This window comes from Rhodopseudomonas sp. (assembly GCF_013377015.1).
Taxonomy (GTDB): Bacteria; Pseudomonadota; Alphaproteobacteria; order Rhizobiales; family Xanthobacteraceae; genus JARJEH01.
In genome coordinates, this window is the sequence record NZ_JACABA010000001.1 from 1,512,082 (window position 1) to 1,524,773 (window position 12,692).

Annotated in this window: 13 protein-coding genes and 1 tRNA gene; 7 read left to right on the top strand and 7 right to left on the bottom strand. The window is 63.7% G+C overall.

Features of this window, described 5'->3' with window-relative positions; genetic code table 11:
• Positions 1-71: 71 nt before the first annotated feature.
• The gene (locus HXX15_RS07220) at positions 72-1,709 is read right to left on the bottom strand and encodes an alkaline phosphatase family protein (RefSeq protein ID WP_296514222.1); all 1,638 of its coding nucleotides are present in this window, start codon (positions 1,707-1,709) and stop codon (positions 72-74) included.
• Positions 1,710-2,203: 494 nt separating this feature from the next.
• On the opposite strand from HXX15_RS07220, the gene ppk2 reads away from it, so the two are divergent.
• Positions 2,204-3,091: a polyphosphate kinase 2 gene (gene ppk2, locus HXX15_RS07225; RefSeq protein ID WP_296514223.1), complete on the top strand. Its 888-nt coding sequence runs from the start codon at positions 2,204-2,206 to the stop codon at positions 3,089-3,091.
• 157 nt (positions 3,092-3,248) lie between these two features.
• Here the strand turns inward: ppk2 and obgE are convergent, their stop codons facing one another.
• Positions 3,249-4,298, bottom strand: coding sequence for a GTPase ObgE (gene obgE, locus HXX15_RS07230; RefSeq protein ID WP_296514227.1), 1,050 nt, complete (start codon positions 4,296-4,298; stop codon positions 3,249-3,251).
• 160 nt (positions 4,299-4,458) lie between these two features.
• On the opposite strand from obgE, the gene HXX15_RS07235 reads away from it, so the two are divergent.
• Positions 4,459-5,370 carry a DMT family transporter gene (locus tag HXX15_RS07235; RefSeq protein WP_296514230.1) on the top strand — a complete coding sequence of 304 codons (912 nt, stop codon included), beginning with the start codon at positions 4,459-4,461 and terminating at the stop codon, positions 5,368-5,370.
• A 23-nt stretch (positions 5,371-5,393) separates the two neighbouring features.
• On the opposite strand, the gene HXX15_RS07240 is transcribed toward HXX15_RS07235, so the two are convergent.
• The 4 genes from HXX15_RS07240 to rplU all read right to left on the bottom strand — a co-directional run bounded on the left by HXX15_RS07240 (position 5,394) and on the right by rplU (position 7,232).
• On the bottom strand, positions 5,394-5,591 hold the full coding sequence (locus HXX15_RS07240) for a hypothetical protein (RefSeq protein ID WP_296514232.1): 198 nt from the start codon (positions 5,589-5,591) through the stop codon (positions 5,394-5,396).
• Positions 5,592-5,759: 168 nt separating this feature from the next.
• The gene (locus HXX15_RS07245; protein WP_296514236.1) at positions 5,760-6,356 is read right to left on the bottom strand and encodes a GNAT family N-acetyltransferase; all 597 of its coding nucleotides are present in this window, start codon (positions 6,354-6,356) and stop codon (positions 5,760-5,762) included.
• A gap of 131 nt (positions 6,357-6,487) precedes the next feature.
• Positions 6,488-6,760, bottom strand: coding sequence for a 50S ribosomal protein L27 (gene rpmA, locus HXX15_RS07250; protein WP_296514238.1), 273 nt, complete (start codon positions 6,758-6,760; stop codon positions 6,488-6,490).
• A gap of 79 nt (positions 6,761-6,839) precedes the next feature.
• Entirely contained in the window at positions 6,840-7,232 is a 393-nt protein-coding gene (gene rplU / locus HXX15_RS07255) for a 50S ribosomal protein L21 (protein WP_296514241.1), read from the bottom strand.
• Positions 7,233-7,570: 338 nt separating this feature from the next.
• Between rplU and HXX15_RS07260 the strand changes: the two genes are divergently transcribed.
• The 5 genes from HXX15_RS07260 to HXX15_RS07280 all read left to right on the top strand — a co-directional run bounded on the left by HXX15_RS07260 (position 7,571) and on the right by HXX15_RS07280 (position 11,461).
• On the top strand, positions 7,571-8,662 hold the full coding sequence (locus tag HXX15_RS07260) for an ROK family protein (RefSeq protein ID WP_296514245.1): 1,092 nt from the start codon (positions 7,571-7,573) through the stop codon (positions 8,660-8,662).
• A gap of 178 nt (positions 8,663-8,840) precedes the next feature.
• Positions 8,841-8,930, top strand: a tRNA-Ser gene (locus tag HXX15_RS07265).
• A gap of 228 nt (positions 8,931-9,158) precedes the next feature.
• Entirely contained in the window at positions 9,159-9,383 is a 225-nt protein-coding gene (locus HXX15_RS07270; RefSeq protein ID WP_296514247.1) for a hypothetical protein, read from the top strand.
• A gap of 199 nt (positions 9,384-9,582) precedes the next feature.
• The gene (locus HXX15_RS07275) at positions 9,583-10,011 is read left to right on the top strand and encodes a secondary thiamine-phosphate synthase enzyme YjbQ (RefSeq protein WP_296514249.1); all 429 of its coding nucleotides are present in this window, start codon (positions 9,583-9,585) and stop codon (positions 10,009-10,011) included.
• A 151-nt stretch (positions 10,012-10,162) separates the two neighbouring features.
• Positions 10,163-11,461 (top strand): RuBisCO large subunit C-terminal-like domain-containing protein, encoded by a 1,299-nt coding sequence (locus HXX15_RS07280; RefSeq protein WP_296514252.1) that lies wholly within the window; start codon positions 10,163-10,165, stop codon positions 11,459-11,461.
• Here HXX15_RS07280 and HXX15_RS07285 read toward each other — a convergent pair.
• A complete protein-coding gene (locus HXX15_RS07285; RefSeq protein ID WP_296514254.1) occupies positions 11,458-12,540 on the bottom strand; it encodes a hypothetical protein in 1,083 nt (360 codons plus the stop codon). The genes HXX15_RS07280 and HXX15_RS07285 overlap by 4 nt on opposite strands.
• Positions 12,541-12,692 lie beyond the last annotated feature (152 nt).

The window sequence follows — 12,692 nt, forward strand, 5'->3', positions numbered from 1 at the left end:
CCGTTCGAAAGTCCTCGTCTTTCCAGGGCGCGAGGCCACAGGCCTAGCGACCCCGGAATGATGGGTCGGACTTACTTCGCGGGCTCGGCGATCCCGATCTTCCGCCTGATCGCGGCGAGTTCGGCCTCGTTCCAGATCCCGATCAAGATGCCGTTTTTCACCTGCAGCTGCTTCTCCGCATAGGCGGCGATCTTCTCGCGGCTGGTAGTGATGTGGCCGTTCGGATGCAGCGCCCAGTCGAACAGCTGCGCTTGCAGCCGGGCGATCACCTCGGCGCAAGCGGCGTCCTCGCCGCGGTCGACCAATTCCTGTGGATCTTCCAGAAGATCGTACAGCATCGGCCGGAAGCCGGAGGCGTGGATGTATTTCCAGCGCCCGTCGAACACCATGAACAGCCGGCAGCGCTCGATCGGCTGGTTCAGCTTCAATCGCACGTCCTGCATGCAGTAATCATATTCCGAGAACACCACCGGGCGCCAATCCGACGGCGTCTCGCCCCGCAGCCACGGCAACAGCGAACGGCCTTCGAGAATATGATCCGGCGGCGGAGCGCCGAAATAGTCGACGAAGGTCGGCGCCAGATCGATCGCCTCGACCAGCGCGTCGCACACCGTGCCGCGCGTCGCATCGGCCTGCCGCGACGGATCGATCACGATCAGCGGAATCTTCGCCGATTGGTCGTGGAACAGATCCTTTTCGCCCATCCAGTGATCGCCGAGATAGTCGCCGTGATCGGAGGTGAACACGATCATGGTGGTGTCGAGCAGGCCGCGCTGCTCCAGGAAGCCCATCAGCACGCCCATCTGGTCGTCGATCTGCTTGATCAGCCCCATATAGGCCGGGATCACCTTCGCGCGCGCCTCGTCGCGGGCCATGTTGCGCGAGTAGCGCATATCCATGTAGGCGGCGAACACCGGATGCGCGTCCTGCCGCTCGCTCTCCGAGCGCACCGCCGGCTGCACATCGGCGGGGCCGTACATCGAGGCGTAGGGCTCCGGCGCGATATAGGGCCAGTGCGGCTTGATGTAGGATAGATGCAGGCACCAGGAACGCGCGTCGGCTTCCGCCTCGGCGATGAAGTCCATCGCCCGGCGGGTCATGTAGGGCGTCTCGGAATGCTCCTCGGGAATTCGCGCCGCCTTGTCGGCGTGGCTCAACAGCCAGCCGTTCTGCAGTGAACCGTCGTCGGCTTCGCCGGAATTGGCCCAGTGTTCCCACGGGTTCGGCGCATCAAAGCCATGCGCGCGCAGGTAAGCATCATAGGCCGGACGCGGCCGACCGGTCGGATGCAACCCGTCGTCGCGCTCATAGGGCTCGAAGCCGCATTCGGCGACATGCACGCCGATGATCGAGTCCGGCGGAATCCCGAGCATCTTCAGGCCCTCGAGATCCGGCGCCATATGGGTCTTGCCGACCAGCACATTTCGCACCCCGATCTTTTTCAGATGATCACCAAGCGTCGGCTCGCCGACCCGCAGCGGCCAGCCGTTCCAGTGCGAGCCGTGCGAGCGCATGTAGCGCCCGGTGTAGAACGACATCCGCGACGGGCCGCAGATCGGCGATTGCACATAGGCTTGCGAGAACCGCACGCCGCGCTTCGCCATCGCATCGATGTTCGGCGTGGTCAGGGTCGGATGCCCGGTGCAGCCGAGATAATCGTGGCGCAGCTGATCACACATGATCCAGAGGATGTTCTTTGGACGAGTCATGAGAGCCTTTTGGTGCGTCGATGAGGCAATGCTGCGATATCGCGCTGGCGATGGCAAGCAGCGGCGGTGCATCTAAAGATCGCCGCAACGCGCCTTGCGAGCAGGGTGGTCGCATATGGAGCATTCAGTACCGCAGCTCTTCTCCCTCCCCCTTGCGGGGAGGGATGATCTGCGCAGCGGTCACAACATCCAAATGCGACGGCCATCCCCCGAAAGTCGAGAGAGGGAGCGCACTGCCGTCTTGGGTTCCTCGGAACTATCCCAGCTGGAAAAATCGGCGCAACAGGTCCAGGGCTAGAATGGGCTGCTTCGGCGCGAGGCGACGGCGAGCCGTCGAACCCGTTCGGTGGCCCGAGCGTTCGACCTCCTGCGGCTTTGCTTGATCCAGCTCAATGCGTGCGGATTGCTTGAGTCGAGGATCGGCTGAGCGATAGTTGCACTCCATTTAGCTCTCGGAACCGCTCCGCCGTCGAGGCATCTCTCAAGGAAATCCAATGGCCAAGAAAAGCAAACCTGCCGCGGTTGAGAAATCCGTACAGCGCCTCGCCAAGGAGATCACTGCCGTCGAGCAGCATTGGCATACGGCCGGATGGTCGAAACTGCACAAGCCCCCGAAGAAATATAACTATGTCGACGAGCTCGCTCATCTGCAGTTCGAGCTCATCAAGCTGCAGGAATGGGTCCGCTTGCATGGTCTGCGGGTCGCGGTGATCTTCGAGGGCCGTGACGCAGCAGGCAAAGGCGGCGTCATCAAGCGCATCACCGAGAGCCTGAACCCTCGCATCTGCCGTGTCGTGGCGCTCGGGACGCCGACGGAGCGTGAGCGCGGGCAGTGGTATTTTCAACGCTACGTCGCCGAACTCCCGACCCGGGGCGAAATCGTTCTCTTCGATCGCAGCTGGTACAATCGGGCCGGGGTCGAGCATGTGATGGAGTTCTGCGACAAGGTCGAATATCAGGAATTCTTGAGGTCCTGTCCGATCTTCGAAGAGATGTTGGTGCGCTCGGGCATCTATCTCATCAAATACTGGTTTTCCGTCAACGACGAAGAGCAGGAGCGGCGTTTCCAGGAACGCATCCGAAACCCGATCAAGCGCTGGAAGCTGAGCCCGATGGACCTCGAATCGCGGAAGCGTTGGGTGGAGTATTCAAAGGCCAAGGACGTGATGTTCGACCACACCGATCGCAATAAGACTCCATGGCATGTCGTCAATGCCGATGACAAGAAACGAGCCCGGCTCAACTGCATCCGTCATCTGCTGAATCAGATTCCGTACAAGGATATGCGGCCGGTCGAAATCGAGCTTCCACCGCGCCAGCCGGATACCGGCTACAAGCGGCCGAAAAAGTCGATGCAGCGATTTGTTCCGCAAGTCTACTGAGTGTGAGTCGGCGAGGGGACTCGCAGGCGATTGGCGCGGGCCTCCCGAGCGTCTCCGTCTTGGAACCATCCGACCAAGGTGCACATCGACGCCAGCGAGCGCAGCGAAGCCGCGGCGGGCTGGACGGGCACGGCACCGGACCTGAGGCCGGCCGAACTCAGACGTTCTGCGGCGCCCACGGGTCCGGCTGCGCCGCCGCCTTGGCCTTGTCGGACACCGGCGCCTCGCCGATCACCGCGACCAGGGCGCGCAGTGCATCCTTGACGCCCTCGCCGGTGACCCCGGACATCAGCAACGGGGTCTTCTTGGCGGCGCGCTTCAGCCGATCCTTCTGCTTCTTCAGTTCGTCCGGCTCGACCGCGTCGATCTTGTTCAGCGCCACGATCTCTACCTTGTCGGTGAGATCGCCCGCATAGGCCATCAGTTCGGTGCGGACCGTCTTGTAGGCCTTGCCGGCATGCTCGCAGGTCGCATCGATCAGATGCAGCAACACGCGGCAGCGTTCGACATGGCCGAGAAAGCGATCGCCGAGGCCGGCGCCCTCATGGGCGCCCTCGATCAGGCCGGGAATATCCGCCAGCACGAATTCGCGGCCGTCGACGTCGACGACGCCGAGCTGCGGATGCAGCGTCGTGAATGGATAGTCGGCGATCTTCGGCCTCGCCGCGCTCACCACCGAGAGAAAGGTCGATTTGCCGGCATTCGGCAGCCCGACCAGCCCGGCGTCGGCGATCAGTTTCAGCCGCAGCCAGATCCAGCGCTCCTCGCCGGTCTGACCCGGATTGGCGTTGCGCGGCGCGCGGTTGGTCGAGGACTTGAAATGGGCGTTGCCGAAGCCACCATTGCCGCCCTCGGCCAGCACGTAGCGCTCGCCCAGCGTGGTGAAATCGTGAATCAGGGTCTCGCGGTCCTCGTCGAAGATCTGGGTTCCGACCGGCACTTTCAGCACGATATCCTTGCCGTTGGCGCCATGGCGGTCCTTGCCCATGCCATTGGTGCCCTTCTGGGCCTTGAAATGCTGCTGATAGCGGTAGTCGATCAGGGTGTTGAGGCCGTCGGCGACCTCAAGGATGACATCGCCGCCGCGGCCGCCATTGCCGCCGCTCGGACCACCGAACTCGATATACTTCTCGCGGCGGAACGCTACGCAGCCGTTACCACCGTCGCCGGAGCGGATATAGACCTTGGCTTCATCTAGGAATTTCATGGCGTATCCGTATCGCTTGAGCGTGGTCGCGGCAACCGTTTCATCGCCGAAAGCGCGAGAACAGCCCGCATTTGCGGGACTTGTTGCGACTCGCGGGGTGCTCTAAAGCAGCCGCGTCGCTGTTAACCAATCCGATCTCACACACTCCGAAGAGCCATATATGGGGTTGCTGGCGAAAATTTCGACCGGGGCGGATCAGCGCAGCGCTCGGTTGGCCGGCATCGTGCTGATGCTGGCGGCGATGCTGCTATTTTCGTTCGGCGATGCGTTGGGCAAGCTGGTGGTGGCGCGCTATTCGGTCGGGCAATTGCTGTTGCTGCGCGCCATCGCCGGGCTGATCGTGTTGGCGCCGCTGATCTGGCACCAGCGCGCGGCGTTCCGGACGCTGGACCGGCCATGGCTGCAATTGGCGCGGGTCGCGATCTCGACGCTGGAGGTCGCAGCGTTCTTTCTGGCCGCGGCCTATCTGCCACTCGCCGACGTCATCACCTATTACCTCGCCTCGGCGCTATTCGTGTCGCTCGGATCGGCGCTGTTCCTGCGCGAACACATCGACCTGTCGCGCTGGATCGCGATTCTGGTCGGATTCGGCGGAGTCTTGATCGCGCTGCAGCCGTCGGCGCAGAGCGTGAGCTGGCCGGCGCTGATCGCGCTTGCCGCCAGCATGCTGTTCGCGGCGCTGCTGCTGATCACCCGATTTCTGCGCAACACGCCGGATGTGGTGCTGGCCTCGCAGCAATTCGTCGGCACTTTCGCGTTCGGCGCAGTGCTGGCGCCGTCGCAATGGATCACGCCGGGGTTGTCGGATCTCAGCCTGTTCGCGATCGCCGGCGTGGTGTCGGTGGCGGCGCTGTTGTGCGTCAATCGCTCGCTGCGGCTGGCGCCCGCCAGCGTGGTGGTGCCGTATCAATACTCGATGATCATCTGGGCGGTGTTGTTCGGCTATCTGGTGTTCGGCGACGTGCCTTCGGCCACAACTCTGGTCGGCGTCGCCATCATCATCGGCGCCGGGCTTTTCATCTTCCTGCGCGAGCAGAAGCAGCGCCGCGACGCGGCGGCGCCGAGTCCGTAGCCGACATGTTCAGATGCGGCGCTTCAATCGTCCGAGCGCAGCCGGCCCGGACCGTCGACCGCAAGATCGAAGCCGGGCATCTTAAAGCGGGCCATCAGCTGTCGCGCGCGCTCCTTGCGTTCCTCGGCGAGCAGTTGGCGTTCGTGCAGTTCGAAGGCGTCCAGATCGTCGCGAAAGACTTCGGCGACAGCACTGCACGCAACGGTCGATTGGTCCGGCATCCGAGCCTCCCTGTGAGCGGGATTCTCTACACCAGGGCCGCCGAACGAATTATTCGGACAACTACGGGCGGCTGAGCAATTCGGTAAGACTGGTTAGTCGATCGCTAACGCCCGGAAGGCGGCCCGCCCGACTTGGCACGCGCCCGTTGCGGGCGGCGAGAACACCCCTCACCTTCGCGCCGCGTCGCTCCAGCTTTTCAGCGAGGACCACACCCCACGGCTCAGCCGGAACCGATCCACCGGGGTGGACGAGCCGAGCGCCTCGAAGCGGTGCAGCTCGACGCCGGTCCACTGGAAGCCGCATTTCTCCAGCACGTTACGCGACGCCGGATTGGCGACCCGGGCACCGGAAATCAATTGCCCAACCGAGAACTCCTCGAAGGTGTAGTCGATCGCCGCGCGCGCGGCTTCGGTAGCGAAGCCGCGGCCCCAATAGGGCACACCGAGCCAATAGCCGAGTTCGGGCGCGTCCGGTTCGCGCCAGTCGATTCCGACCACGCCGATCGGCCGCTCGTCCAGCTCGATCAGAAACACCGATTCGTTGTTGTCATGGGCCAGCGCCGCGACAAAGCGCGCGGCGTCGTCGCGCGTATAGGGATACGGCAGCCGCCGGGTCATTTCCGCGACGCGGCGGTCATTGGCCAGATGGGCGATCGCTTTTACGTCCGCGAGCGTCGGCTTGCGCAGAATCAGCCGTTCGGTCTCGAGGACGCAGCTACTGGCCGCTCGCGGCGATGACGTGGTGGTCGGGATTTCCTGCAACATGGCGGGCTCCTGGAGGCGTCAGATCGGCGACGCCCAACGAAAAGGGGAGGCCGGTTTCCCGCCTCCCCTTGGAGCCTTTACGCGCTCCGCCGGTTCAACAGGACCCGGCGGACACGATTATGATCCACCGTCTACTCGGCCGCTTCTACCGCAATCGGGAGAACCGAAATGAAGGTACGGCCGTTACGTTTGGCGCGGAATTCGACATGGCCTTCGACCTTGGCGAACAAGGTATGATCCGTGCCCATGCCGACATTCAGGCCGGGGTGCCAGGTGGTGCCGCGCTGACGCGCAATGATGTTGCCGGGAATCACGCGCTCGCCGCCATAGGCCTTGATCCCAAGCCGCTTGCCGGCCGAGTCTCGACCGTTGCGCGATGAACCGCCTGCTTTTTTGTGAGCCATGGCCCGTCTCCAAAATTCCGTCGAATGTCTAAATCAATTCCCGGAGGGAATCATCTCACTTTTTGTCACGCGGGTCGCGTCACTCGTCTTCGGCATCCGCCACGGACGCCGCGGCGACCGCCTTTTCGCGCTTCGGACGCGGGCCGATGGTCGGCGCCTTGCCGTCGGCGAGAATCTCGGTGATGCGCAGCACCGTGAGTTCGTCGCGATAGCCGCGCTTGCGGCGGGAATTCTTGCGGCGGCGCTTCTTGAACGAAATCACCTTGGCGCCGCGCTTGTGCTGCAGCACTTCGGCCGCGACCGTGGCGCCGGCCACCATCGGCAGGCCCAGCACCGGCGTATCGCCACCAAGCACCAGCACTTCGCCGAGCTGAATGATCGTACCGACGTCGCCGTCGATCTTGCCTATCTCGAGCACATCATCCGGGACGACGCGGTATTGCCGGCCGCCGGTCTTGATGACTGCGAACATCGTTTTCATCCTTCGTGTTCGATCCCGGCCTCGGATGCGTCCGGGCCGGCTTCTTGTTCAGTCGTTATGGGTTCGCCGCAGCTTTCGCCGCGAGATCTTCGCGCCTCCGGGGTCGTTGCCGCCGGCCGCGCAAAAACAATCGGCGCGAGGAATTTCCTGCGCCGGGTGCGGGACTTATAGCCGGCGATGGCCCCGAGTCAAGGTAAACGGTGCGGAAAATCCATTTGAAATGCGGTTTTCGCCCGGTTGGGGGCCCGAAAAAGGCTCCGGCGATCGGCCATGAAACCATTCGGTTCCACCGATGTTGCCTCGCGAAACCGAACAAAGGGACCGCGTAAATGGCTGAGGACTCGTCAACCATCACGGGAATCGCCAATCACGGCGCCAACCGGCTGCCATCCGTGGACGTCGACAGCTACAATATCGAGCTGAAGGACGAGGACGGCTTTCTCGGCGACCGCGCCAGCAAGGGAGCGTTTCAGCGCATTCTCGACGGCTGGCGCAAGCCGCTGCGCAAGAACGGCGACGATCCGTTCGGCAAGAAATCCACCGAGGACATCGGCAAATCCGAACTCGATGCGATCCTGACCGGCGACGATGCCGGCGCGGTGGCGCTGCTGCACAGCGCGATCGAGGATTTCGCCCAGGAGCTGGCCTTTGTCACCCGCCGCTTTCTCAAGACCAAGGCCTGGGCCGACACCGAATCCATCGTCGTCGGCGGCGGCTTCCGGCAGAGCCGGATCGGCGAGCTGGCGATCGCCCGCACCGACATTATCCTCAAATCCGAGGGACTGAAGGTCGAACTGGTGCCGATCCGGTTTCATCCAGACGAGGCCGGGCTGATCGGTTGCCTGCATCTGGCGCCGTCGTGGATCTTCGAGGGCCATGACAGCATCCTGGCGGTCGACATCGGCGGTTCCAACATCCGCTGCGGCGTGGTCGAGACCCGCTGGAAGAAGGCGCCGGAACTGTCGAAGGCGACGGTGTGGAAGTCGGACTTGTGGCGCCACGCTGACGATGAGCCGAGCAGGGAAGGAGCGGTGAAGCGGCTGGTCAAGATGCTGAAGGACCTGATCGCCGCCGCCGAGGCCGATGGCTTCAAGCTTGCCCCGTTCATCGGAATTTCCTGCCCCGGCGTGATCAACACCGACGGGTCGATCGAGAAGGGCGCCCAGAACCTGCCGGGCAATTGGGAAAGCAGCCGGTTTCACCTGCCGAGCAGCCTGGTCGAGGGCATTCCGGTGATCGGCGACCATGATACCGCGGTGCTGATGCACAATGACGGGGTCGCCCAGGGACTGAGCGAGGTCCCGTTCATGCAGCAATTCGAGCGCTGGGGCGTGCTGACCATCGGCACCGGCCTCGGCAACGCCCGCTTCACCAACCGCAAGACCAAGGAGAAGGACAAGTCGAAGAAGGACAAGGACTGATCGTCCGGTCGCCGCCCGGGTCGGCCTGGGCGCCACCGGTGCGGGCTGCAAGCCGGAGTTCGCTGGCCGGGGACCGGCCTGCCGACGAAATAACCCGCCCGCCGTGCCTTGTCTGATCGACGCGCCTCGCCTAGAACTTCGCCCGACCACAGGCAATCAACGCCTGTTTCGGCGCCGCGGAGAGGTGGCAGAGTGGTCGAATGCACCGCACTCGAAATGCGGCATAGGTGCAAGCCTATCGGGGGTTCGAATCCCTCCCTCTCCGCCAGTTCTCTTTGACCCCCTGAAATCTGCGGTTTTGCTTCCGGTCGCCGATCCGGCCGATAGGCCGAACTACGTCTCGGCCGGTATCGCGCTATAGGCGATTACCTGTGGAGCTTTGCCATGCTGGGGGTCGGACTTCGATCGGCATTGATAGCGCCAACTTCGAGCGGCCGGGGCGGTTCGGTTGCCATCGGGCGCTATCGGGAGGATGCTTGCGCGAGAGGAGACCAGCATGAGCAAGCACCGCGGCCAGAATGGCCCGATCAATACCAAATACGGCGAAACATCTGTCGGTACGTTGCGCAAGATTTACGGCCAGTATTTTGCGGCGGGTTATCCCGAAACCCAGAAGCTCAGCGACGTCCTGGCCCATCTCAGCGAGGCGTCATTGAGCCAGATCCTTCGCGATCACGAGACCGGCCATCTCGCGCACAAGATTGCGAAGATCTCGAAATAGCCGGACCGCGCCCGGACGGCAAACGCGGCCTTGGTCCGCATGACTTGCGACGGGAAGTTTCCGCCGCCAGGGCGTTCTTATGCAGCCGGCCCGTTCGGCGGCGCTACCTCACCCGTCTCGCTAATTGCCGGAGTGTGACCGGCGCGATATCACTGCGGGCCGGCCGGGTCCCCGGTCGCTGCTCCCGCTGGGTGTCACGATGCAAATCCTCCGCCACCGGATCGAACTCGCGACCGTCGCGCCGATCCAGATTCTCGACATTACCGAACAGGTTCGCGGCTTCGCCGGCGCCAGCGGAATCAGGGACGGCCTGGTCACGGTGAGCTGCCTGCACACCACCGCGCGGGTCAATATCAACGAGCGCGAGCCGCAGCTGCAGCGCGACATGCTGATCTATCTGAAGCGGCTGGTGCCGCGCGACGGCGACTATCTCCACAATCTGGAGCCGATCGACGGCCGCGACAACGCCCATTCGCATCTGCTCGGCCTGTTCATGAATTCGTCGGAAACCATTCCGTTGGCGGACGGCGCGCTGGTGCTGGGCGAATGGCAGTCGATCTTCTTCATCGAGCTGGACGGGCCTCGCGAGCGCCGTGGCATCGAGCTGCAGATTCTGGGAAAAGAGTGAGGGCAACCGCTACCCTCCGTGCTTTCCTCTTCCGTCATTGCCGGGCTTGACCCGGCAATCCATCAAATCAAATGAACGGCTCCTTTTAGAGGATGGATACGCGGGTCAAGCCCGCGTATGACGGCCTTGAATTTGTGAACGGGTTGACGCCATGACTCCGGACGACATCGAGGGCTTTTTTGCCAAGCGCGAGGACCTCAATCTCGAAGACTACATCGAACTCGATTTCGATTTCGAATGTGCCGGGGACCCGCGCGAAGCCGCGGCGCATCTGGGCAGTGAGCAGTCGACCGCGCAGTGGCGGCGGGTCGGCGTCGACGAGGATTTCCGGCCGCGATTCGCCGCGAAGGTCCTTGAGCTGCAATCAGAGCCGCGGCCGAACGGTTTCAGCATCGCGGTGGAATGTGCGGCGAAGGGAGCGGTGCACGCGGTCCGCGTCACCATCGCGCATCCGCACGGCAATTTCGGACCGAAGATCCCCAATCTGCTGTCGGCGGTGTGCGGCGAGGGCGTGTTCTTCTCGCCGGGAATTCCGCTGATCCGTCTGCAGGACATCCGTTTTCCCGATTCTTTTCTCGCCGCATTCCAGGGACCGCAATTCGGCGTGAGCGGTCTGCGCGAGGTTCTGCAGGCGTTCGACCGGCCGATCTTCTTCGGCGTGATCAAGCCGAATATCGGACTGGCGGCCGAACCGTTCGCCGAACTGGGCTATCAGAGCTGGCTCGGCGGACTCGACATCGCCAAGGACGACGAGATGCTGGCCGACGTCGATTGGTGCCCGCTCGGCGAGCGGGCCGCAGCGCTCGGCGACGCCCGCCGCCGCGCCGAAGCCGAGACCGGCGTGCCGAAGATCTATCTCGCCAACATCACCGACGAGGTCGACCGCCTGATCGAATTGCATGATCTCGCGGTTGAAAAAGGCGCCAACGCGTTGCTGATCAACGCGATGCCGGTGGGGCTGTCCGGGGTGCGGATGCTGCGCAAGCACGCCAAGGTGCCGCTGATCGCGCACTTTCCCTTCATCGCCGCATTCAGCCGATTGTCGGGCTACGGGATTCATTCGCGGGTCTTCACCCGGCTGCAGCGGCTCGTCGGGTTTGACGTCGTGATCATGCCGGGCTTCGGGCCACGGATGATGACGCCGGAACACGAAGTGCTGGATTGCGTCCGCGCCTGCCTTGAGCCGATGGGGCCGATCAAGCCTTGCCTGCCGGTGCCGGGCGGCAGCGATTCGGCGGCGACGCTGGAGGGCGTCTATCGCAAGGTCGGCAGCGTCGATTTCGGCTTCGTGCCCGGCCGCGGCGTGTTCGGCCATCCGATGGGCCCGGCGGCGGGCGCTGCCAGCATTCGCCAGGCTTGGGACGCGATCGCACGCGGTATCGCGGTGGCCGACCATGCCGCCAGCCACAAGGAGCTGGCGGCGGCGTTGCAGGCGTTCGGCGGCCGTTAGCGCGGCAACTCAGTCAACTTGATGACCACGGCACTGCGCTGGCCCTCGGTCACCTTACCGTCGCGATGGATTCCGAGCGGATCGAATAGCACGCCGTTCTCGCTGTCGCTGGTCACCGTCCACTGATCGTTCAGGACCGACTGAGTGTACTTATCGTCGGCCAGCATATCGGCGCCGAACGCCGCCTTGCGCTGCAGGCCGTTCGGCAAGGCATAGAACGTCTCGCGGCTCGCGGCCTGGGTCGACGACAGACCGGCGAGATCGTTGGCGCGGCGGATCAGACCGTCCCAGAAGCCCAGGGAGGCGCGATGGCTGCCGACGACGTAGCTGAGCGGACCGTTGGCCGGCCCGACGTCACTAAGATAGATGACGTATTTCAGCAGGTTGTGAGTTGGGGCGATGTGAAAGCCATCGCAGGGTGAGGTGTCAACGGCCACGTCGGCAAAGGGGCTGACGGAACTGGCCTTGTCGTCGATCTGCGCGGCGATGTGGCCGACGCCAACTGGGCGCTTGAGGTAGGCGCTGGCAGCCTCGAGCAGGCCGAGATCCGCGGCGGCTTGGTTGAACCATTTGTAGATGTCGGCGCTGGCTTCGGGATCGAGCCAGAGCCGGCCGTCGTCGAGATCGGCGGCCTTCGCGACGATCTTGGCCTCGAGCGTCTTGAAGTGCGGCGCCAGCAGGCTGCGGATCTCGGCGATCTTGTCGGCCGGAAGCCGAACGCCGACGATGCCGTCGCGTTGCAATGGCGCGAAGATGTTGGCGCCGCGTTCGGTCTTCGGCTTGAACGCGCCGCCGGCGCTGAGCCGGCTCAGCAGTTGCAGGATGATGAGCCGCAGATAGGTCGGCAGCGCCCGCAGGATCGCGCTGAACTTCTTGGAATTTTCGCCGGGGCGCGGCAAGTTCTCGACGTCGACCAGGCGTCTGGCCGCCGCCAGGACGAAGCCGTAGCCGAAATATGCGATCGCCTTCAGGCGGGCGCCCAATTGCGGCATCGGCAGAACGCGGCCGTAGGCCGGATGAGCGTCATAGTCGATCACCGGGAGATGTTCGAACTGATAGGATTTGCCTTCGGATCGCATGAATCGCCCCTCTTCAGATCAATGGATGGATGCCATAGACGCCGATGCGTATATGGGGGCGATCCACTTCGCGCGAGATGGCGGCCCGCCGCGGCTCGCTAGAAAGCGCTGCCCACCGCCACGATTCCTCAGCGCGGCGACCGCGGCGCAAT

Coding starts and splice junctions, on each gene's coding strand:
- HXX15_RS07240 (WP_296514232.1), bottom strand. CDS start 5,591: ATGCCGGACCAATCGACCGTTGCGTGCAGTGCTGTCGCCGAAGTCTTT.
- HXX15_RS07260 (WP_296514245.1), top strand. CDS start 7,571: ATGGCTGAGGACTCGTCAACCATCACGGGAATCGCCAATCACGGCGCC.
- rpmA (WP_296514238.1), bottom strand. CDS start 6,760: ATGGCTCACAAAAAAGCAGGCGGTTCATCGCGCAACGGTCGAGACTCG.
- HXX15_RS07220 (WP_296514222.1), bottom strand. CDS start 1,709: ATGACTCGTCCAAAGAACATCCTCTGGATCATGTGTGATCAGCTGCGC.
- obgE (WP_296514227.1), bottom strand. CDS start 4,298: ATGAAATTCCTAGATGAAGCCAAGGTCTATATCCGCTCCGGCGACGGT.
- HXX15_RS07270 (WP_296514247.1), top strand. CDS start 9,159: ATGAGCAAGCACCGCGGCCAGAATGGCCCGATCAATACCAAATACGGC.
- rplU (WP_296514241.1), bottom strand. CDS start 7,232: ATGTTCGCAGTCATCAAGACCGGCGGCCGGCAATACCGCGTCGTCCCG.
- HXX15_RS07285 (WP_296514254.1), bottom strand. CDS start 12,540: ATGCGATCCGAAGGCAAATCCTATCAGTTCGAACATCTCCCGGTGATC.
- HXX15_RS07280 (WP_296514252.1), top strand. CDS start 10,163: ATGACTCCGGACGACATCGAGGGCTTTTTTGCCAAGCGCGAGGACCTC.
- ppk2 (WP_296514223.1), top strand. CDS start 2,204: ATGGCCAAGAAAAGCAAACCTGCCGCGGTTGAGAAATCCGTACAGCGC.
- HXX15_RS07245 (WP_296514236.1), bottom strand. CDS start 6,356: ATGTTGCAGGAAATCCCGACCACCACGTCATCGCCGCGAGCGGCCAGT.
- HXX15_RS07235 (WP_296514230.1), top strand. CDS start 4,459: ATGGGGTTGCTGGCGAAAATTTCGACCGGGGCGGATCAGCGCAGCGCT.
- HXX15_RS07275 (WP_296514249.1), top strand. CDS start 9,583: ATGCAAATCCTCCGCCACCGGATCGAACTCGCGACCGTCGCGCCGATC.